We start from the raw sequence: 20,414 nt of genomic DNA, 5'->3' as shown, positions 1-20,414 counted from the left end.
GCGCGCGAGTAGACCTGAGGGGTGGCCCGCCGCTCACTGGACCCGCCTGCCTACTGGGCCCGCCCCTCCGCGATCGCGGCGAAGGCGCGGAGCGAGTCCGTGCCGGGAGCGAAGTAGCCGGTGTGCCCATGGGCGTCGTGCGCCGGGACGCGTCGTGCGCCGAACTCCGGGGCGGCCGGATCGGGGCCGTGGCCGAGGCCGGCCACCCGGATGTTCGGCACGTTGTCGATCCAGTCGGAGGCGTCCTTGGCGGCCCAGACCCGGGCGCGGGTGCGCAGGTCGGCCACGTCGTCGGCGCGCATCCCGGGCGAACCGAGCACGACCAGGTCCGTGGCGGTCAGCCGGGACGCGGCGAGGCCGCACACCACGGAACCGTAGCTGTGGCAGAACACGGTGGGCGCGGGCAGCCCGTCGGCGACCAGCCCGGCCACGAACCGGGCCAGCCGGTCGGCTCCCGCCTCGGCGAGCGAACCGGTGGCGGCGTCGAGCCCGAGGCCGACGGGTGTGGTGTACCCGGCCCAGGCGATCACTGCGGTGCCGGGCCCGGTCTCCGCGTGCAACGCCTTCGCCATGCCCGCCGGGGTGCCGTACACGTCGTTCGTGCGGTCGAAGGTTCCGGCGTCGATGTCCGAACCCGGCACCACCACCGCCACATGGCGGGCGGTGTGCAGGTCCCCGAAGACCTCGGCGACCTGGCCGCGCCCGCGCGGGTCGAAGGCGAGGATCTGCCGGTGTCCCGCACCGGAAGACGACGCCCCGGCTTCGGCGGCTCCCGTGCCGATTCCGGCCTCGGCTTCGGGGTCCGCACCGCCCTCGGCTTCGGTGAGGTGGGTGTACCGGGGATCGCGATCAGCCTTCAGGGCAAGGGCGTTGGCGCGGTATCGCAGTCCCGCCGGTACGCCGTCCAGGTTGCCGACGACGAGCGGGTGGCGTGCGATCAGGTCCTGTTGTCGGGCGTCCGTCAACTCGGCGAAGAATCGGTGCACTTGGGCGGGCGTCGCCCGTTCCGGGTCGGGGAGCTCCAGCCCCGGGATCCGGTCCGCACGCCAGGCCGCGGTGCCGGGCGGCGGCCCGGTCAGGGCCTGTTGAGCGGTTCCGGACGCCCAGCCTGCCGTCCCCGTTACCACGGTGGTCGCCAGCGCGAGCGCGACCAGGGTCCGCGCGTAACGGCTCCTCGCGGACCGGCTTGTCGTGGGCCGGTTGCTCGTGGGCCAGTTGTTCGTGGGCCGGTTCCTCGTACGACGGCGCAATGGCTGTTCCTCCCCCTCCGGGCCGGCCCGGATCTCGCACGCCGTGCGGCGTGACGGGAGGAAGGTAGGAAAAGGGTGGGGGTGGAAGCGTCGTACCCGGGAGCCGAGTTCGAGGTGATACCGGGGTAGGGGGCGTACAGGTGGGTGGCGGTGGTGGGGCCGGTGCCGGAGGGTGGACGGGCCTGCGCGCACGGGGTGGGTCCGGTGCCGGAGGGTGTACGGGCCTGCGCGCACGGGGCGGGGCCGGTGCCGGAGGGCGGACGGGCCCGCGTACACGGGGCGGGGCCGGTCCTGCGGAATCCGTCAGTCCGTGTCCGGTGGCCCGATCGGCGGCGCCGTCGCGCCTCGCCCGGCGCCCCGACCCGACGCGGGCCCGTCTCCCCGGCCCGACGGGACCCTCACGCCTCGCCCGGCACCACCAGCCCCGCCTCGTACGCGAAGATCACCGCCTGGGCGCGGTCCCGCAGGTCCAGCTTGGACAGCACCCGCCCGATGTGGGTCTTGACGGTCTGCTCGGCCAGCACCAGCCGGGCCGCTATCTCCTGGTTGGACAGCCCCCGCGCGATCAGTTCCAGCACCTCCGTCTCGCGCGGGGTCAGCCTCTTCAGCCGCTGGGCCTGCCCTCCCCGGGTGGCTCCCGTCGGCCCCTGCCGGGCGAAGTCGGCGATCAGGCGCCGGGTCACGGACGGGGCCAGCAGCGCCTCGCCCGCCGCCACCACCCGAACCGCCGCGATCAGATCCGCGGGCGGCGCGTCCTTGAGGAGGAAGCCGGACGCCCCGGCGCGCAGCGCCTCGTACACGTAGTCGTCCACGTCGAAGGTGGTGAGCATCAGCACCTTGGGCCGGTGCACCACCCCGGCCGGCGGGGTCAGCAGCTCGCGGGCCGCCGCCAGGCCGTCCATCTCGGGCATCCGGACGTCCATCAGGACCACGTCCGGGTGGACGGCCCGGCTGACGTCGATGCCCTGCCGCCCGTCCGGCGCCTCACCGACCACATCGATGTCGCTCTGCGCGGCGAGCAGTGCCGCGAACCCCGCACGCACCATGGCCTGGTCGTCGACGATGATCACGCGGATGGTCAAAATTCCTCCGAGGCCGGGGTCGGGGCGGACGCCGGGGGCCGGTCGGGCGTCGGGTGCGTGTCGAGGGCCGTGGGCACCAACGGCAGGCGTGCGGCCACCCGGAAGCCGCCCCCGGGCAGCGGTCCGGTGTCCAGCGTGCCGCCGGTCAACCGTACGCGTTCCCGCATGCCGACCAGCCCGTGCCCGGTGCCGGTCGTCTCCAGCGGCGAATCGGGTTGCTCTGCCCGCCCGTTGACCACCAGCACGGTCACGTGCGCGTCATCGGACGTGATGGACACCCGGGTTCGTGCCCCGGGCGCGTGCCGCATCACGTTGGCCAACGCCTCCTGCACGATCCGGTACGCCGAGACGTCCACCGCCTGCGGCACGTCCGGCAGATCGGCGGCCATCGACAGTTCGGCAGGCAGCCCCGCCCGCACCGTCGCCTCCACCAGGTGCTGCACCCGGTCGAGCCCCGGTTGCGGTGCCCGCTCGCCCTCGGTGCCGTCGCTGCGCAGCACCGCCAGCAGACGCCGCATCTCCGTCAGCGACTCCCGCGCGCTCGCCGCGATCGCCCCGAACTCCTCGCCCGCCTCCTCGGGCAGCCCACCGATCCGGTAGGGCGCCGAATCGGCCTGCACCGTGATCACCGACATGTGATGCGCGACCACGTCGTGCAACTCCCGGGCAATCCGGGCGCGTTCCTCCAGCAGGGTCCGCTGCGCCCGCTCCGCCTCGCTGATCGTCTCCTGCTCGACGAGCCGTCGCTGCGCGTCGCGCCGCTCCCGTACCGCCGCGCCGATCACCATGACCACCGCGCCGAAGACCGGGAGCAGCACCGCACTTCCGTTGCTGCGGTTCTGGTCCATCAGGTGCAGGAGCAGCCCCGCCACCACCGTCACCCCCCACACGGAGACCGCGGTCCGCCGGGTCTCCCGCAGGGCCAGGGCCAGCAGCAGGAACAAGTAGCAGGCCAGGGTGGGCGGGGGCCACGGCCAGACGTCGTACGTGTGCGACGGGTACTCCATCAGCACCAGCGCCCCGAGGACATCGGCGGGGAAGACGATCCACCAGGCCTGCAACGGCCGGTGCGCCAGCATCAGGAGCGGGGTCGTCTGGGCGACGGCCAGAAAGCCCGCGATTCCGTCGTTCACGCCGAACTGGTGGGTCAGGACGTTGATCGTGATCGGGAGGAAGATCGCGGCGAGGGCGACGACGACCACGTACGGCAGCAGTCGCTGCCAGCGCTTGGGCGCGTTCGCCAGGAACGGTGTCGGGGGGTGGGACGGGTGGGCGAGGTCGTGGGCGATCCGGCGCAGATTGCGTCGGGCCGCACTCACCAGGCCGTCGGTGGCGGGCGCCGGGGAGTGCGAGGCACTGTGCGACGCCTTGGCGGAGACGTGCCCGGGCAACCCCGGTGTCTCGGGCGGAACGCGTGGCGGGGGAGTCGTCATGGCCGGATCAGCGTAGGCGTCCGACCGGCGGGACCGCGTCATACCGGGGTGCCGGTCCGCCGGGCTCCCACCCGGTACGGAGGTATGACACGGCTGCGGGAAATCCGGTGCGCACCGCCCCGCACCCGTTCCGCCTCCTCCCCCCGATCCCGTTCGTGCCCCCGGCCCGGCTGCCCGACGCTGCCTGCCGGACGGCGCCCGGACCAGCCTCTCGGACGGCGTCCGGACCTGCCTGCCTGCCTGCCTGCCTGCCGGACGACGGGGGCTGGGGGCCGAGCGCCGGTTACAGCTCGGCGAGCAGCTGGGCCTTCTTCGCGCTGAACTCGTCGTCCGTCACCAGGCCCGCCCGGTGCAGCTCCCCGAGATGGTGGATGCGTTCCGCGATGTCCGCGGGATCGCGCCGGCCGGGGCCGGTCATGGCGGCCGCGGTCGCCGCGGCGTGCGCGGGCTGTTTGCGGCGTACGGACTCCAGCACGGCGGCGGCGAACGGCAGCGACTCGTGCACCGGGCCGTAGCCGAGGCCGAAGACCACCGCCGCCGGGTCCTGATCGGCGCGGGCGGACCGGACGGGCCCGGCGACCGCGGGTCCGGCGACGTCCCGTCCCGGGCCGGTCCCGAGACCGGCGGCCGGTTCCCCGCCCCCGCCCGAGCCCTCGTCCGCGACGGCGTTCACGTCGAGGCAGGACACCGGTCCGGGCATCGGAGCCGCGCCCTCCGTCCGCCGGGGCAGCAGCCGCAGGTAGCCGTTGATGGCCTCCGGCGAGCGCCATTCGACCCCGCTCAGCTCCGTCACCGGGAACGTCTGGTCGCCGGCCTTCCACTTCGCCGTGGAGGCCCCCGTCCAGAACCAGCGGAAGGAGACCCGCTCGCCGTCGAACCCCGCCCGGCCGTCGTACGCCTTGAACTGCAGCGGTGCCTCGGGAGCCGCCACCAGGAACCTTTCGGCGGGCTCTGCCGCGTCCGGGCCCAACAGGGCGCGCAGTTCGTCCGCGTAGTACTCGGCGAGCGTCTCGCGCTCGGCGGGGAGCACCAGCCGGTACGGGTCGTAGCCGTCCTTGAGCTGCCCGGCCGCGACCTCCAGCAACGGGTCGGCGCCGGGTCTGGGCACGGCACGCAGAACCACCGTGCCCCGCTTGCCGGGGGTCAGCGTCACCGATGACAGCGCCGCGTGCGGGACGCGGCGTTCACGCAGGCTCTGGAAGAGCCTCGGCGTACGTATCCCCCGTTCGAAGCGGATGAGCACGGAGTCGGTGTCGAACTCCCAGGTGGCATGAATTCCGGCCAGCACATCACCCATGTGCCTCATCGTAAGCGGCACTTGCCCCCGCGTACCCCTCGGTGCAAGCACCGATATGTGCCCGGATACCGTGCGATGTGCCCGATAGTGGGTGAGGCGCCCGTCAGGCGGCGTGGTCGCGGACGACCTCATGGCCACAGGCGGAGTCGGCATCCGCGCAGCTCACCGAGGCGTAGGCGCCGACGCCGATGGCCGCGAAATTGCTGAGACTCTCGGTGCCCGGCTCGAAATAGCCGCTGTGGCCGACGGCGTCGCCCGTCGCGACGACGCGGGCGCCGAAGCCCGGGTCGACCGGGTCGGCCCCGTGACCGAGCCCGCCGAACTCCAGGTTCGGCACGTCCTCGATCCAGTCGCCGCGATCCCGCATCGCCCACACCCTGGCGTCGGTGCGCAACTGCCGGGCGTTCTCCACCCGCATGCCGGGGCTGCCCGCGACCGCGATGTCGGTGACCCTGGCGGGCAGCTCGTGCGCCGCCACACCGCACAGCACCGAGCCGTAGCTGTGGCAGAACAGCGAGACCGGCGCCTTGCCCGGCAGCGCGCCCACCAGGGCCTTCAGACGTACCGCCCCGCGCTCGGCGAGTTTTCCCAGGGCCGCGTCCACCCCGATCCCGGCGGGCGAGGTGTAGTCGGCCCAGGCGATGACGGCGCTGCGGGTGCCGGGGCGGGCGGCGCGCTCCGCCGCGTACAGCGACTTCGCCATGCCCACCGGGGCGGCGTTCACCATGGGCGCGGGCCGCTCAAGCGTCAACAGACCGGTGTCCACGCCGGGGACCACCACGGAGATCCGCTCGGCCCGGTCGAGATCACCGAACACCTCCGCGGCCCGGCCCCTGCCGGTCGGATCGAAGGCGAGGATGTGCCGGCCGTTCGCGAGCATCGACCGGAAGCGGTCCATCCGGTGGAACGCCTCGGCGCGGCCGTCGGGGGAGAGCCTGACGTCGTGCGTGCGCTTCTGCTCGACCTCCCGGGCCTGCACCAGAGCCCGCCGATTGGCTTGGTAGCGCAAGGTGATCGGAGCACCGTTCAAGTTGCCCACGACCAAGGGGTACCGGTTGGCGAGAGCGGTGCGCTGCGCGCTCGTGAGCGTGGCGAAGAACTGGGCGAGGCGGTGCGGCGGCGCGTCCGCGGCGGGCAGCGGGTGGCCCGCGAGGCGGCCCCGCGCCCAGGCGGCGAGCGCCGCCGCGCGCGGTTCGTCGGAACGCTCGTGCCGAACGGCGGTCCAGCCCGTGGTCGCCAGCATCACGAACACGACCGCGACGGCGAGCAATGCACGCCACGCGGCAACAGTGGGGGAGGAGTCGAAGGAAATCACTCCCGCCCACCTTAGGAGACGCGCCACGACGCCCGTGAAGAGGGTGACGCACATCACCCGACTGTCGGGAATTCAGTCCCGCATGTTTCACGCTGTGTTGGTGCGACGCGCACGCTCGGGCGCGCGGAGACGTCCCGGGGGCGTCGCGTGCTCCCCTCGGGGCGGGGCGCTGTGAAGTCGGTCATGGCGCGGCACTGAGAGATCCGGCACACCGGACGGAACGACCGCGGCCTCGGCCGGAACGGGAGTCGGCCCCAGCCGGCTCGTGCTCCAGCCAGCCCGTGTTCCGGCCCGTCCGTGTTCCGGCCCGTCCGTGCTCCCGTCCGGCCCCCGTCCGCCCGTGCCGTCAGCCGGAGGGAGAACCTGCTCCCGCCCGCCAGTTCCCCGCCAGGCTCGGGCCGAGATGGTCCAGGTAGCGCTCGGTCAGTGCCCGCAGCGACTCCACGCTGGCGTCCCGGCCCCGGCCCCAGAGATGCCCCGTCACCCGCATCACGCCGCAGAACGCCGCGACGGCGACCCTGGGCCGGGGGTCCTTGTCCACGTCGAGCCCCTCGCGCTCGGCGATCAGCAGCGCGATCTGGTTCTCCAGGTCGATACCGCGCCGCAGATGGGCGGCGAGCAGCGACGGCGTCGACTCGATCATCTGGTAGGTGCGCATGTGGAGTTCGACCGTGACGAGCGCCTCCATCGCGTCGCCCATGTTGTCCCAGGCGCGGAGGACGGCGCAGCGTATGGCGTCGAACGGTGCTTCCGTGTCCGGGCGTCGGCGCAGTTCCGCGAGGAAGTGGGACTCCACCATGTCCTGGATGGCGAAGACGACCTCCTCCTTGCTGGCGAAGTAGCGGAAGAAGGTGCGCTGGGAGACCTCGACGGCGTCGACGATCTCGTCGACGGTCGTCTCCTCGTACCCCTGGGTGGTGAACAGGTCGAGGGCCGCGTGCAGCAGGGCGTCCCGGGTGCGGCGCTTCTTCCGTTCACGCAGCCCGCCGGGGCGTTCGCGTCCATGCGGTCCGGCGGGGCGTTCGCCGGGCTCGCCCCGGTGCTCGCGCGACCCCGTCGGGTGTTCGTGCGGCCCGCGGGCCGGGGCCTCGGGCGGCCGGCCCGTCGTCGGACCGGCTTGCGGCTCAAGAGCCGGACGCTCGTGCGGCCCGATCGGGCGTGCGGCCCGCTGCCCATCCGTCACTGAAGCGATCCTCTTTCCCCTGCTTTCGGCCGGCACAGCGTACCTGTGAGCTACGTGACAGTTACCGACTAGTGAAATGGTTTGTCAACTGTCAGAGGCTGACACTAATCTCCCCCGCATGACTAGTCAGACCACCGTCGAGAAGGCGTCGCGGGAGCCACAGGAGACCGTTGTGCCCGCACCTGCCAAGGGGCTGCGCGGCCACCCCTGGCTGACCCTCTTCTCCGTGGCCATCGGCGTGATGATGGTCGCGCTCGACGGCACGATCGTCGCGATCGCCAACCCGGCCATCCAGCACGACCTGAACGCCTCGCTCGCCGATGTCCAGTGGATCACCAACGGCTACCTGCTGGCGCTCGCGGTCTCCCTGATCACCGCGGGCAAGCTCGGTGACCGGTTCGGTCACCGGCAGACCTTCCTGATAGGTGTCGTGGGCTTCGCCGCGGCATCGGGGGCCATCGGCCTCTCCGACAGCGTCGCCCTGGTGATCGTGTTCCGGGTGCTCCAGGGCGTCTTCGGCGCCCTGCTGATGCCGGCCGCGCTCGGCCTGCTGCGCGCGACCTTCCCGGCCGAGAAGCTGAACATGGCGATCGGCATCTGGGGCATGGTGATCGGTGCCTCGACCGCGGGCGGTCCGATCCTCGGCGGTGTGCTCGTCGAGCACGTCAACTGGCAGTCCGTCTTCTTCATCAACGTGCCGGTCGGTGTGGTCGCGCTCGCGCTGGGCCTGGTGATCCTCAAGGACCACCGTGCCGAGAACGCCCCGCGCTCCTTCGACATCGGCGGCATCGTGCTGCTCTCGCAGGCGATGTTCTGCCTGATCTGGGCGCTCATCAAGGGTTCCGGGTGGGGCTGGGGCGACTACAAGACGCTCGGCTTCCTGGGGGCCGCCGTGGTCCTGTTCGTCGTCTTCGCGCTGTCCCAGAAGAACGTCAGGGAACCGCTCATCCCGCTGGCGCTGTTCCGGTCCCTGCCGCTGTCCGCCGGCACGGTTCTGATGGTGCTCATGGCCTTCGCCTTCATGGGCGGGCTGTTCTTCGTCACCTTCTACCTCCAGAACGTGCACGGTCTGAGCCCCGTCGACAGCGGACTGCACCTGCTGCCGCTCACCGGCATGATGATCGTCGCCTCGCCGCTCGCGGGCGCCATGATCACCAAGTTCGGCCCGCGGGTTCCGCTGGTCGGCGGCATGGTGTGCACGGCGATCGCCATGTTCGGCATGTCCCAGCTGGAGATCGGCACCGGGACCCTGACCATGTCGATCTGGTTCGGCCTGCTCGGCCTCGGCCTGGCCCCGGTGATGGTGGGCGCCACCGAGGTCATCGTGGGCAACGCCCCGATGGAACTGTCCGGCGTCGCCGGCGGCCTCCAGCAGTCCGCCATGCAGGTCGGCGGCAGCCTGGGCACCGCCGTGCTGGGCGCGATCATGGCCTCCCAGGTCGACGCGAAGCTGGAGGACAACTGGAAGGCCGCGGAGCTCCCGCCGCTCAGCCCGCAGCAGCTGGACCAGGCGTCCTCGGCCGTCGAGGTCGGCATCCCGCCGGTCGGCGGCAACGTTCCGCCGGAGATCGCGCAGAAGATCACCGGGGTCGCGCATGACACGTTCGTGTCGGGCATGAACACCGCGTTCATGGTCGCCGGCATCGTCGCGGTGGTCGCCGCGGTCGTCGCCACGCTCACCAAGCGCGGCGCGAACGCCGAGGCGGGCGCGGGCGTCGGCCACATCTGAGCCGCCCGCCCGCTTTCCCCGACGCGTCAACACATCGCGTACAACAGCCCCGCCGGAACGGTCCGGCGGGGCTGTCGCCTATCCGGGTGGTGCGGTCCGTGCCCCCTTTCCCGGGCATCGCCGCGCAGGTCAGGGTGCGTGCAACTGATTCGCACCACCACGGGGGTCGATTTCCATGCGTACGACTGTCCTCGCCGCCGCCCTGGCCGCCGCCGCTCTCGCCGCCACGGCCGCGGTGCCACAGACGGCGGCCCGTTCCGCCCACTCCGCGGCACCGGCCGCGGCGGTCCGCCCCGCGCATCCGCCGGCCACCGCCCGTTCGGCGCCGGTCCGGCTCGGTCCGTGCGCCCCCGGGCAGCTCTGCCTCTGGACGAAACCGGACTTCACCGGCGCCCGGCAGATCCACGAACTTGCCGCACTCGACATCGAGAGCTGCATCCCGCTCCCGGCGGGCGGTCGGGTGCAGTCGCTCGCCAACCGCACCGGCCGCCCGGTCACCACGTACCAGTCGCAGGAGTGCGCCGAGACCGGGGAGTTCGAGACCTATCCGGGCGGCGGCACCTGGCTGCCCCAGTCCCCGTACCAGGTCAGGGCGTTCAAGATTTGGGAGAGCTGAGACCGCGCCCGCCCGGAGCGGCCGAACGAAACGGGAGGGGCGGCCGGGACCACATCCGGTCCCGGCCGCCCCTCTGTCCTCGTCCGTCGAGTCTCACGCAGGCCGTGTGTCTCGCAGGCCGTGTCCCTCGTCCGTCGCGCCTACGCGTCGCCGCCGGCCGCGCCCGGGTTGGCCGCAGTGACGTCCAGCAGCTCGTACCGGTCGATCGCCTGCTTCAGCAGCGAACGGTCGATCCGCCCCTGCTTCGCCAGCTCCGTCAGCACCGCGAGCACGATCGACTGCGCGTCGATGTGGAAGAACCGGCGGGCCGCGCCGCGCGTGTCCGCGAAGCCGAAACCGTCCGCGCCCAGCGACTGGTACGCGCCGGGCACCCAGCGCGCGATCTGGTCCGGAACCGAACGCATCCAGTCCGACACCGCCACGAACGGGCCCTCGGAACCGGAGAGCTTCCGCGTCACGTACGGCACGCGCTGCTCCTCCTCCGGGTGCAGCAGGTTGTACCGTTCCACCTCCACGGCCTCGCGGCGCAGCTCGTTCCAGGAGGTCGCCGACCAGACGTCCGCCCGGACGTTCCACTCCTCGGCGAGGATCCGCTGTGCCTCGACCGCCCACGGCACGGCCACACCGGACGCCATGATCTGGGCCGGGATCTCGCCCCGCTCGGCCGCCTTGTAGCGGTAGACGCCCTTGAGGATGCCCTCGACGTCCACGTCGTCCGGCTCGGCCGGGTGCTGGATCGGCTCGTTGTAGACGGTGAGGTAGTAGAAGACGTCCTCACTGTTCTCGCCGTACATCCGGCGCAGGCCGTCCTTGACGATGTGCGCGATCTCGTAGCTGAACGCCGGGTCGTACGCGACACAGCCGGGATTGGTCGAGGCCAGCAGCTGCGAGTGGCCGTCCGCGTGCTGGAGACCCTCACCGGTCAGGGTCGTACGACCAGCGGTCGCACCCAGCACGAAGCCGCGCGCGAGCTGGTCGGCCATCTGCCAGAACTGGTCGCCGGTGCGCTGGAAGCCGAACATCGAGTAGAAGACGTACACCGGGATCAGCGGTTCGCCGTGCGTGGCGTACGCCGAACCGGCGGCGATCAGCGACGCCGTGCAGCCGGCCTCCGAGATGCCGTCGTGCAGCATCTGCCCCTTCGGCGACTCCTTGTACGCGAGCAGCAGATCCCGGTCCACCGACTCGTACTGCTGACCCAGCGGGTTGTAGATCTTCGCGCTCGGGAAGAAGGCGTCCATGCCGAAGGTGCGGTACTCGTCGGGCGCGATCAGCACGAAGCGCTTGCCGATCTCCTTGTCCCGCATCAGGTCCTTCAGGATGCGGACGAACGCCATGGTCGTGGCGATCGACTGCTGGCCCGAACCCTTCTTCGCGGTCGCGTACGTCTTGTCCTCGGGCAGGACCAGCGGCTTCGCACGCACCACACGCGTCGGGACGTAACCGCCCAGACCCTTGCGGCGGTCGTGCATGTACTGGATCTCCTCCGAGTCGCGACCCGGGTGGTAGTAGGGCGGGTAGCCCTCGTCCAGCTGCTTGTCGGTGATCGGCAGGTGCAGCCGGTCGCGGAACCGCTTCAGGTCCTCGACCGTGAGCTTCTTCATCTGGTGGGTGGCGTTGCGGCCCTCGAAGTTCGGCCCCAGCGTCCAGCCCTTGACCGTCTGCGCCAGGATCACGGTCGGCTGGCCCCGGTGGGCCTTGGCCGCCGCGTACGCCGCGTAGACCTTGCGGTGGTCGTGACCGCCGCGGCCCAGGTGCAGGATCTGGTCGTCGGTCATGTCCTTGACCATGTCGCGCAGCCGCGGGTCGTCGCCGAAGAAGTGCTCGCGGATGTACGCGCCGGACTCCGTGGCGTACGTCTGGAACTGTCCGTCCGGCGTGGTGTTCAGCTTGTTGACCAGGATGCCGGTGCGGTCCTGGGCGAGCAGCGGGTCCCAGGAGCGGTCCCAGACCAGCTTGATGACGTTCCATCCGGCGCCGCGGAACTGCGACTCCAGCTCCTGGATGATCTTGCCGTTGCCGCGCACCGGGCCGTCGAGCCGCTGCAGGTTGCAGTTGACCACGAAGGTCAGGTTGTCCAGGCCCTCGCGGGCGGCGAGGGAGAGCTGGCCCAGCGACTCGGGCTCGTCCATCTCGCCGTCGCCGAGGTAGGCCCACACGTGCGACCGCGAGGTGTCGGCGATGCCGCGCGCCTCCATGTACCGGTTCATCCGGGCCTGGTAGATCGCGGCGAGCGGGCCGAGGCCCATCGAGACCGTCGGGAACTCCCAGAAGTCCGGCATCAGCCGCGGGTGCGGGTAGCTGGACAGCCCGTCGGGCGCCTTCGACTTCTCCTGGCGGAAGGCGTCGAGCTGCGCCTCGCTCAGCCGGTCGAGCAGGAAGGCGCGGGCGTAGATGCCCGGGGACGCGTGGCCCTGGAAGAAGATCTGGTCGCCGCCGAGGCCGTCGTCCTTGCCCCGGAAGAAGTGGTTGAAGCCCACGTCGTACAGGGAGGCCGAGGAGGCGAAGGTGGCGATGTGACCGCCGACGCCGATCCCCGGGCGCTGGGCGCGCGACACCATCACGGCCGCGTTCCAGCGGGTCGCGTTGAGGATCCTGCGCTCGATCTCCTCGTCGCCGGGGAAGAACGGCTCGTCCTTCGTGGCGATCGTGTTCACGTAGTCCGTGCTGCGCATCTCGGGCACGGCGACGCGCTTCTCCCTCGCGCGCTCGATGAGCCGGAGCATCAGATAACGGGCCCGCTCACGGCCTCGCTCGTCGACGGCGGCGTCGAGCGAGTCGAGCCATTCCTGGGTCTCTTCGGGATCGAAGTCCGGGACCTGGCTCGGCAGGCCGCCAATGATGATCGGGTTGCGATCGGATCCGGAAGCCACGCTGTTCCTTCGCTGTTCGGTGCTGCTCTACGGGGCCGGTCACGGGAGAACGTGCCCCCGGGACGTGTGCCTGTACGCCATCACCATCGTGTACCGCAGGGGCGCAAACGTCATCTTTACCGAGGGGTAACCCCTGTCGCAGCGAGACATCGCGCCCGCCGGGCGAGGACGGGCCGGTGCAATCGGAAACCATACGCCCAAGCCGCTCAGGCGGTCCCAAAGCATGTTCGAATCCGAATGGGGTACCGAAACGGCATAAGCTGTCCAAGGACGTAAAGGGTGTGGAAGTGAGCGCGGAACCCCGCAGGGGGCCGCCGACAGGGCGGGGACGTGGTAGGGAACGTCACCGTTTAGGCGGTCTCGCACGCCGGGTACTTGCGCGATCCGCCACTCCCGTGTGGACTACGGCCAGCGGCCCGCGCACGCGCGTGGCCGAAGCATTTTCCGAAACATGATCAGGAGGCAACCCGTGAGCGCGACCGCGGACCACGCGGAGGAGCGGACCAACCCGGCGGCACGCCTGGGGTTCGAGCCCGGACAGGTGGTCCAGGAGATCGGCTACGACGACGACGTCGAGCAGGAGCTCCGTGAGGGCATTGAGGCCGCGATCGGCCAGGATCTCGTCGACGAGGACTACGACGACGTCGCCGACGTCGTGCTGCTGTGGTTCCGTGACGAGGACGGCGACCTTACGGACGCGCTGGTGGATGCCATTGGTCTGATCGAGGACGGCGGCGCGGTCTGGCTGATGACGCCGAAGACCGGCCGTGACGGATACGTCGAACCGAGCGACATCAACGAGGCCGCGCAGACCGCCGGTCTCTCCCAGACCAAGAGCATCAGCGTGGGCAAGGACTGGACGGGCAGCCGTCTTGTCACGCCGAAGGCGGCCCGGGGCAAGCGCTGACCGGCGCCCGACACGAAGAACTCACGAAGGTCCCCGACGGCACCGCACGCCGGGGACCTTCGTCGTGACCGCCGACGGCCGCCGCAGCCGTTCGTACGGGGTCGCCGGGGGCATATGCGATCCGGGGCCGCCGGAGCGGCCCGCGGGCCCGTAGCACCCCGTGCCGGGTGCCGCACGGGGCGGGCCGGGTGCTGCGTAGGGTGGGAGCCACCCGGACAGCCCAGCCCGGTGAACGTAGCGAAGGGACGCGTCTCATGGCGATCGAGGTCGGCACCCAGGCCCCGGATTTCGAGCTGAAGGACAACCACGGCCGGACCGTGAAGCTCTCCGACTTCCGCGGCGAGAAGAATGTCGTGCTGCTGTTCTACCCGTTCGCCTTCACCGGCGTCTGCACGGGTGAGCTCTGCGCGCTCCGCGACGAACTCCCGAAGTTCGAGAACGACGACACGCAGCTGCTCGCCGTCTCCAACGACTCCATCCACACCCTGCGCGTCTTCGCCGAGCAGGAGGGCCTCGAATACCCGCTGGTCTCGGACTTCTGGCCGCACGGCGAGACGTCGCGGGCGTACGGCGTCTTCGACGAGGAGAAGGGCTGCGCGGTGCGCGGCACGTTCATCATCGACAAGGAGGGCGTGGTGCGCTGGACCGTCGTCAACGGTCTGCCCGACGCACGCGACCTCAACGACTACATCAAGGCGCTCGACGCGCTCTGATCCGCGATCGGGTGGATCCGCGGTCCGCGCCGGGCGGACCCTGACGGGCGACCGGTCGATCTGCGGGCAACCCGGCCGAAAGGCTGCTTCCGCAGGGAACCGGTCACTAGGATCCGATCGTTGATCGGATGCCAACGCAACGTGGAGGCGCCGGCGCCCGCCGGCCCCCAAGGACACCAATGGGAGGACTCGTGGGAGTCAGCCTCAGCAAGGGCGGCAACGTCTCGCTGACCAAGGCCGCGCCCAATCTGACCGCCGTGATCGTCGGTCTCGGCTGGGATGCCCGCACCACCACCGGTGGTGACTTCGACCTCGACGCCAGCGCCCTGCTGACGAACGACCAGGGCAAGGTCAGCAACGACAGCAACTTCGTCTTCTTCAACAACCTGAAGAGCCCCGACGGCTCCGTGGAGCACACCGGTGACAACCTCACCGGTGAGGGCGAGGGCGACGACGAGGTCATCAAGGTCAACCTGGCAGGCGTTCCGGCCGACGTCGACAAGATCGTTTTCCCGGTCTCCATCTACGAGGCCGAGACGCGCCAGCAGAGCTTCGGCCAGGTGCGCAACGCGTACATCCGCGTGGTCAACCAGGCCGACAACAGCGAGCTCGCCCGCTACGACCTGAGCGAGGACGCCTCGACGGAGACCGCGATGGTCTTCGGCGAGCTGTACCGCCACGGTGCGGAGTGGAAGTTCCGCGCCATCGGTCAGGGCTACGCCTCGGGGCTGCGCGGCATCGCGCAGGACTTCGGCGTCAACGTCTGAGCCTGCCGGGCGGACCGGGCCCGGCCCGGTCCCCGCAGCAGTGACGCAGCCCGTCCGGTGCCGCCTCGTGCGCGGCACCGGACGGGCTCGGCAGTCGGTTCAACAGATGGTTCATCGACGTGGGGAGGACCACACCATGGGCGTCACGCTCGCCAAGGGAGGCAATGTCTCCCTCTCCAAAGCCGCACCCAACCTCACTCAGGTGCTGGTCGGGCTCGGCTGGGACGCGCGATCCACCACGGGCGCCGACTTCGACCTCGACGCCAGCGCACTGCTGTGCCAGTCGGGTCGGGTGCTCGGCGACGAATGGTTCGTGTTCTACAACAATCTCAAGAGCCCCGACGGCTCCGTGGAGCACACCGGTGACAACCTCACGGGCGAGGGCGAAGGCGATGACGAGTCGGTCATCGTGAACCTCACGCAGGTTCCGGCGCATTGCGACAAGATTGTTTTCCCGGTCTCCATTCATGACGCGGACAACCGGGGCCAGACCTTCGGTCAGGTCAGCAATGCGTTCATCCGAGTGGTGAACCAGGCGGACGGCCAGGAACTCGCACGTTACGACCTCACCGAGGACGCGTCGACGGAGACCGCGATGATCTTCGGCGAGCTGTACAGGTACAACGGCGAATGGAAGTTCCGGGCCGTGGGGCAGGGGTACGCATCGGGTCTGCGCGGGATCGCTCTAGACTTTGGGGTCAACGTTTCGTAAAGCCGCGCATGGCGCGGGGGAGACCCGTTACACACACGATGGGGTAGCCAGTGCTTCTGAAAACCTTCGGCTGGTCGTTCGCGATTACCGCGCTCGGCCTGGCCGCAGCGTTGATCTACGGGGGGTGGGAAGCCTTCGGAGTGGTGGCGATCCTCTCTGTCCTCGAGATCTCGCTGTCCTTCGACAATGCGGTGGTCAACGCCGGAATTCTGAAGAAGATGAATGCCTTCTGGCAGAAGATCTTCCTCACGATCGGTGTGCTCGTCGCGGTCTTCGGTATGCGACTGGTCTTCCCCGTCGTGATCGTGGCCATCACCGCCAAGATGGGTCCCATCGAGGCGGTCGACCTCTCGTTCAACCAGCCCGAGCGCTACCAGGAACTCGTCACGGACGCCCACCCGGCGATCGCCGCGTTCGGTGGCATGTTCCTGCTGATGATCTTCCTCGACTTCATCTTCGAGGACCGTGACATCCAGTGGCTGCACTGGATCGAGCGCCCGCTCGCCAAGCTCGGCAAGGTCGACATGCTGTCGGTCTGCATCTCGCTGATCGTGCTGCTGATCGCGTCCATGACCGTCGCGACCAGCGCGCATCAGCACGGCGGCGGTCACGCCGACAAGGCAGAAACCGTTCTGCTCGCCGGAGTCGCGGGTCTGATCACCTACCTCATCGTCGGCGGTCTCTCCGGATTCTTCGAGAACCGGCTGGAGGAAGAGGAGGAGCGCGAGCAGGAGGCCGAGGAGGAGGCCCGGAAGAGCGGCAAGAAGGTTTCCGCGATCGCGCTCTCCGGCAAGGCCGCGTTCTTCATGTTCCTCTACCTCGAAGTGCTCGACGCGTCCTTCTCGTTCGACGGCGTCATCGGCGCCTTCGCCATCAGCAACGAGATCGTCCTGATGGCGCTCGGCCTCGGCATCGGCGCCATGTACGTCCGTTCCCTCACGGTCTACCTGGTCCGGCAGGGCACCCTCGACGACTACGTCTACCTGGAGCACGGCGCCCACTACGCCATCGGCGCGCTGGCCGTCATCCTCCTCATCACCATCCAGTACCAGATCAACGAGCTCATCACGGGCCTCGTCGGGGTCGTGCTGATCGGCTGGTCCTTCTGGTCCTCGGTCCGGCGCAACAAGGCGCTGGAGGCCGCGGGCGGCGACGAACGGGGTTCCGAGGCGGAAGTCCCGTCCGGGGTGTGACCCGGTAGGGATTGAGGAACGCTCTCAGCGGGGCGGTCCGTGCGGCGACGGTTCTCCGGAAGCATCCGGAACCGGCCCGACGGCCGCCCCGCAGTGGTGTGGACGGCCGTCGTCAGACGGCGGACGGCCGCGGGCCGGCGCACTTTCGACCGATACGCGTGGGGGTAGGGGATGAGGTTCCTGGAAAATCTGTGGCCGGGGCGGCAGACGACGTTCGAGTCGAGCAATTCGCTGACCAGCTCGATCGTGCTGTCCAAGCGGCAGGCCACGGTCTCCTTGACGAAGCAGGGCGCGCTGACCGGCAATCTCCGGGTCAATCTCTCCTGGCGGATGCGCACATCCGACATCGAGGGCCGGTCGCGGCAGGGCGGCAGGCTGCTGCGGCCGCTGAAGATGTTCCAGCCCGACGTCGTCCAGGCGCACACCCAGGGCATGGTCAACGTCGACCTGGACCTGGGCTGCATGTACGAGATGAAGGACGGCACCAGGGGCGTGGTCCAGCCGCTGGGCGACCTGCTGGGCGATCTGAACACGGTGCCGTACATCCGCCTCAGCGGCGACGACCGCTTCGGGGCGCCGTCGGGCGAGACGGTCTACGTCAATCTCGACCAGCACGAGCAGTTCAAGCGGCTGCTGTTCTTCGTCTACATCTACGACCAGACACCGGCCTTCGACCGGACGCACGCCAAGGTGACGCTCTACCCCGGCAATGGTCCGCAGATCGAGATCGAACTCGACGAGCACGCCCCCGAGGCCCGCTCCTGCGCGGTGTTCACGGTGGACAACACCAAGAACGAGTTCGTCGTGCGGCGCGAGGTGAAGTTCGTGTACGGCTTCCAGTCGGAGCTGGACCGCATGTACGGCTGGGGCATGCAGTGGGGGCGCGGCTACAAATCCCGCACCTGAGCACGGCACCGGAGCACGGCCGGCCGGCCCGAAGGGGCCCGCCGCCGGTTCGGTCCGGTGTCGCCCCGGAGTGGTCTCACTGCCGCACGAACTGCGGCCCCTGCGGAGGCAGCACGAAGTTCGGGTCGGGCGCGGGCGCCGCGACGGCCGCGGGCTGCGGGTAGCCGTAGGAGGCAGGCGAGGCGGACGCCTGCGGATATCCGTACGAGGGCTGCGGGTATCCGTACCCCGGTCGCTGGTGCTGGACCGTGATCTGTGAATCCGGGCCGGGCGCCGGGGACGGCGGGAAGGCCGGTGCCGACGGCGGGAAGGCGGGCGCGGTCACCGGCTCGGGTGCCACCGCGGGAGGCGACGCCGGGGGCGGCGGGGATGCCGCTATGGGGGGCGGCACCGGCGCGGGTGCCGACGAGGCGGCGCCGGGCGCCGGGGACGGCGGGGCGGGCTCGGCCGCGGCCTCCGTCTCGTCGACCGAGATGCCGAAGGCGGTGGCCAGTCCGACGAGTCCGGTCGGGTAGCCCTGCCCCACGGCCCGGAATTTCCAGCCATCGCCGCGCCGGTAGAGCTCGCCGCAGATGATCGCCGTCTCCTCGCCGGTCTCCGGCCGCACGTCGAAGAGCGCGAGCGGCTCCTCGCTCGACCCGGCCGTGTCGTACAGCAGGATGCGCAGGTCGTGCACCCGGGCGAACGTGGCCCCGTCGGAGGACGCGGCGATGATCACCTGGTCGACCGTCGGGTCGAGTGCGGTGAGGTCCGCCTCGATGGTGTCCGTGAGCCCCTCCGGCACACTGCGCTTCGGCAGCCGTCGTACCAGGCCGGAGGGGTGCCGGGGCTGGTTGTAGAAGACGAAGTCCTCGTCCGAGCGCACGCGGCCGCCGACTCCCAGCAGCAGGGCCGAGGCATCCACGTCCGGAACCCCGGTGCCCGGTGTCCAGCGCAGCACGGCCCGTACGGCCATGGCGTCCAGAGGGACGTTCGAGCCTTTCACCATCGCGTGCGTCATGCCCGTCATCCTGCCTTCTGGCTGCCCGCGCGGACAACGCGGGGGGTCGTACGGGGTGTCCCGGCGGAGGGTCGGAACCGTGCCGTTCGCACTACGGAGAGTCGTCGGGAAATGGACGAGTTACTCGGAGTTCATGCCCTGGGGGAACTCTCGACACTCGTTCGTACGTACTATTACCGGCCATGCCTTGTTCGGTCAGTCAGGTAGTTCGGGGGAATCATATGCGTCATTTCGGGCATATCGCGCCCGCGGTGCGAGAGAGGTTGTTCTTCCGGGAGCCCTGTGCATTCGGAGCGGATTCGCCCGCCCGCGTGCTTTCGGCCGCACTGGGAGCGACCCTCTACAGCCCCGCCACCAGGCCCAGGCTTGCCGACGACATCGTCAAGCAGGCCACGCGCGGTGTCGTCTCGATGGTGCTGTGCCTGGAGGACTCGATCGACGACTCCGAGGTCATCGACGCGGAGGAGAACCTGGTCAGGCAGTTCGCCGACCTCGACGCGCGCGGTGTCGACGTGCCGCTGCTCTTCATCCGGGTCCGGGAGCCGGGCCAGGTGGGCGACCTGGTGCGGCGGCTCGGTGACGCGGGCCGTCTGTTGTCTGGTTTTGTACTTCCGAAGTTCACGGAAGAGCGTGGCGTGCTTTTCCTGGAAGCCCTCGGACAGGCCGAAAAGGCATGCGGACGGCGTCTGTTCGCGATGCCCGTTCTCGAATCCCCCGAGCTGCTGCATCTGGAAACCCGCCGGGAAACGCTCCGGGGGATTGCCCGCACCGTCGACAAGTACCGGGAGAGGGTGCTCGCACTTCGGCTCGGGGTCACCGACTTCTGCTCGTCCTACGGGCTGCGCAGGGCGCCCGACATGACGGCCTACGACGTACAGATCGTCGGCGCCGTCATCGCCGACGTCGTCAATGTGCTCGGCCGCGCGGACGGCACGGGATTCACGATCACCGGACCCGTCTGGGAGTACTTCCGGCTCCAGGAGCGCATGTTCAAGCCGCAACTGCGCCGCAGCCCCTTCCTGGAGGGCCGGGCCGAGGAACTGCGTACGGCGCTGATCGAGCACGACCTGGACGGCCTGCTCCGCGAGATCGAGCTCGACCGGGCCAACGGCCTCCTCGGCAAGACCTGCATCCACCCCTCGCACGTCGCCCCCGTGCACGCGCTGTCCGTGGTCAGCCACGAAGAGTTCAGCGACGCCCAGGACATCCTGCGCCCGGAACGCGACGGCGGCGGCGTCATGCGCTCCGCGTACACGAACAAGATGAACGAGGTGAAGCCGCACCGGGCCTGGGCGGAGCGAACGCTGCAACGGGCCGAGGTCTTCGGCGTGGCGCGGGAGGACATCGGCTTCGTGGAGCTGCTGGCCGCGGGCGTCGTGGAATGAGCACTCCTCGGGGTACGCCTCGGGGGACGCGGGGGACGCGGCCGACACCGGGG

General features: G+C 70.2%; 17 protein-coding genes. 9 read left to right on the top strand and 8 right to left on the bottom strand.

The window, feature by feature from the left end; genetic code table 11:
* Positions 1-50 precede the first annotated feature (50 nt).
* The 6 genes from ACFC79_RS04640 to ACFC79_RS04615 all read right to left on the bottom strand — a co-directional run bounded on the left by ACFC79_RS04640 (position 51) and on the right by ACFC79_RS04615 (position 7,359).
* A complete protein-coding gene (locus ACFC79_RS04640; protein WP_376235801.1) occupies positions 51-1,154 on the bottom strand; it encodes an alpha/beta hydrolase in 1,104 nt (367 codons plus the stop codon).
* Positions 1,155-1,648: 494 nt separating this feature from the next.
* Complete coding sequence (locus tag ACFC79_RS04635; RefSeq protein WP_376235158.1) at positions 1,649-2,332, bottom strand: response regulator; 684 nt, start codon at positions 2,330-2,332, stop codon at positions 1,649-1,651.
* Positions 2,329-3,765 carry a sensor histidine kinase gene (locus tag ACFC79_RS04630; protein ID WP_376235156.1) on the bottom strand — a complete coding sequence of 479 codons (1,437 nt, stop codon included), beginning with the start codon at positions 3,763-3,765 and terminating at the stop codon, positions 2,329-2,331. The genes ACFC79_RS04635 and ACFC79_RS04630 overlap by 4 nt, the downstream gene beginning before the upstream one ends.
* Before the next feature lie 283 nt (positions 3,766-4,048).
* Entirely contained in the window at positions 4,049-5,062 is a 1,014-nt protein-coding gene (locus tag ACFC79_RS04625) for a DUF4429 domain-containing protein (protein ID WP_376235153.1), read from the bottom strand.
* A gap of 103 nt (positions 5,063-5,165) precedes the next feature.
* Positions 5,166-6,377 (bottom strand): alpha/beta hydrolase, encoded by a 1,212-nt coding sequence (locus ACFC79_RS04620; RefSeq protein WP_376235151.1) that lies wholly within the window; start codon positions 6,375-6,377, stop codon positions 5,166-5,168.
* Positions 6,378-6,723: 346 nt separating this feature from the next.
* Positions 6,724-7,359 carry a TetR family transcriptional regulator gene (locus ACFC79_RS04615; protein WP_376235798.1) on the bottom strand — a complete coding sequence of 212 codons (636 nt, stop codon included), beginning with the start codon at positions 7,357-7,359 and terminating at the stop codon, positions 6,724-6,726.
* A gap of 319 nt (positions 7,360-7,678) precedes the next feature.
* On the opposite strand from ACFC79_RS04615, the gene ACFC79_RS04610 reads away from it, so the two are divergent.
* Positions 7,679-9,289, top strand: coding sequence for an MFS transporter (locus ACFC79_RS04610; protein WP_376235148.1), 1,611 nt, complete (start codon positions 7,679-7,681; stop codon positions 9,287-9,289).
* Positions 9,290-9,464: 175 nt separating this feature from the next.
* On the top strand, positions 9,465-9,905 hold the full coding sequence (locus ACFC79_RS04605) for a peptidase inhibitor family I36 protein (RefSeq protein WP_376235145.1): 441 nt from the start codon (positions 9,465-9,467) through the stop codon (positions 9,903-9,905).
* 140 nt (positions 9,906-10,045) lie between these two features.
* On the opposite strand, the gene aceE is transcribed toward ACFC79_RS04605, so the two are convergent.
* Positions 10,046-12,778, bottom strand: coding sequence for a pyruvate dehydrogenase (acetyl-transferring), homodimeric type (gene aceE / locus ACFC79_RS04600; RefSeq protein WP_376235143.1), 2,733 nt, complete (start codon positions 12,776-12,778; stop codon positions 10,046-10,048).
* A 469-nt stretch (positions 12,779-13,247) separates the two neighbouring features.
* Between aceE and ACFC79_RS04595 the strand changes: the two genes are divergently transcribed.
* From ACFC79_RS04595 to ACFC79_RS04570, 6 genes are all read left to right on the top strand, one after another.
* Complete coding sequence (locus tag ACFC79_RS04595; RefSeq protein WP_376235141.1) at positions 13,248-13,685, top strand: DUF3052 domain-containing protein; 438 nt, start codon at positions 13,248-13,250, stop codon at positions 13,683-13,685.
* Between the two features lie 254 nt (positions 13,686-13,939).
* Positions 13,940-14,398: a peroxiredoxin gene (locus tag ACFC79_RS04590; protein WP_376235138.1), complete on the top strand. Its 459-nt coding sequence runs from the start codon at positions 13,940-13,942 to the stop codon at positions 14,396-14,398.
* Positions 14,399-14,589: 191 nt separating this feature from the next.
* Complete coding sequence (locus ACFC79_RS04585) at positions 14,590-15,165, top strand: TerD family protein (RefSeq protein WP_376235796.1); 576 nt, start codon at positions 14,590-14,592, stop codon at positions 15,163-15,165.
* A gap of 136 nt (positions 15,166-15,301) precedes the next feature.
* Positions 15,302-15,877, top strand: a complete 576-nt coding sequence (locus ACFC79_RS04580) for a TerD family protein (RefSeq protein ID WP_376235136.1) — start codon at positions 15,302-15,304, stop codon at positions 15,875-15,877.
* Positions 15,878-15,927: 50 nt separating this feature from the next.
* Positions 15,928-17,070 (top strand): DUF475 domain-containing protein, encoded by a 1,143-nt coding sequence (locus ACFC79_RS04575; protein WP_376235133.1) that lies wholly within the window; start codon positions 15,928-15,930, stop codon positions 17,068-17,070.
* 171 nt (positions 17,071-17,241) lie between these two features.
* Complete coding sequence (locus ACFC79_RS04570) at positions 17,242-17,976, top strand: Tellurium resistance (protein WP_376235130.1); 735 nt, start codon at positions 17,242-17,244, stop codon at positions 17,974-17,976.
* A gap of 76 nt (positions 17,977-18,052) precedes the next feature.
* Here ACFC79_RS04570 and ACFC79_RS04565 read toward each other — a convergent pair whose 3' ends face one another.
* Positions 18,053-18,976 (bottom strand): TerD family protein, encoded by a 924-nt coding sequence (locus tag ACFC79_RS04565; protein WP_376235127.1) that lies wholly within the window; start codon positions 18,974-18,976, stop codon positions 18,053-18,055.
* A gap of 221 nt (positions 18,977-19,197) precedes the next feature.
* On the opposite strand from ACFC79_RS04565, the gene ACFC79_RS04560 reads away from it, so the two are divergent.
* Positions 19,198-20,361, top strand: a complete 1,164-nt coding sequence (locus ACFC79_RS04560; RefSeq protein ID WP_376235125.1) for an HpcH/HpaI aldolase/citrate lyase family protein — start codon at positions 19,198-19,200, stop codon at positions 20,359-20,361.
* The last annotated feature ends 53 nt before the right edge of the window (positions 20,362-20,414 follow it).

This window comes from Streptomyces sp. NPDC056061 (genome assembly GCF_042266885.1).
Lineage (GTDB): Bacteria > Actinomycetota > Actinomycetes > Streptomycetales > Streptomycetaceae > Streptomyces.
This window is presented reverse-complemented; position numbering and strand designations above follow the sequence as displayed.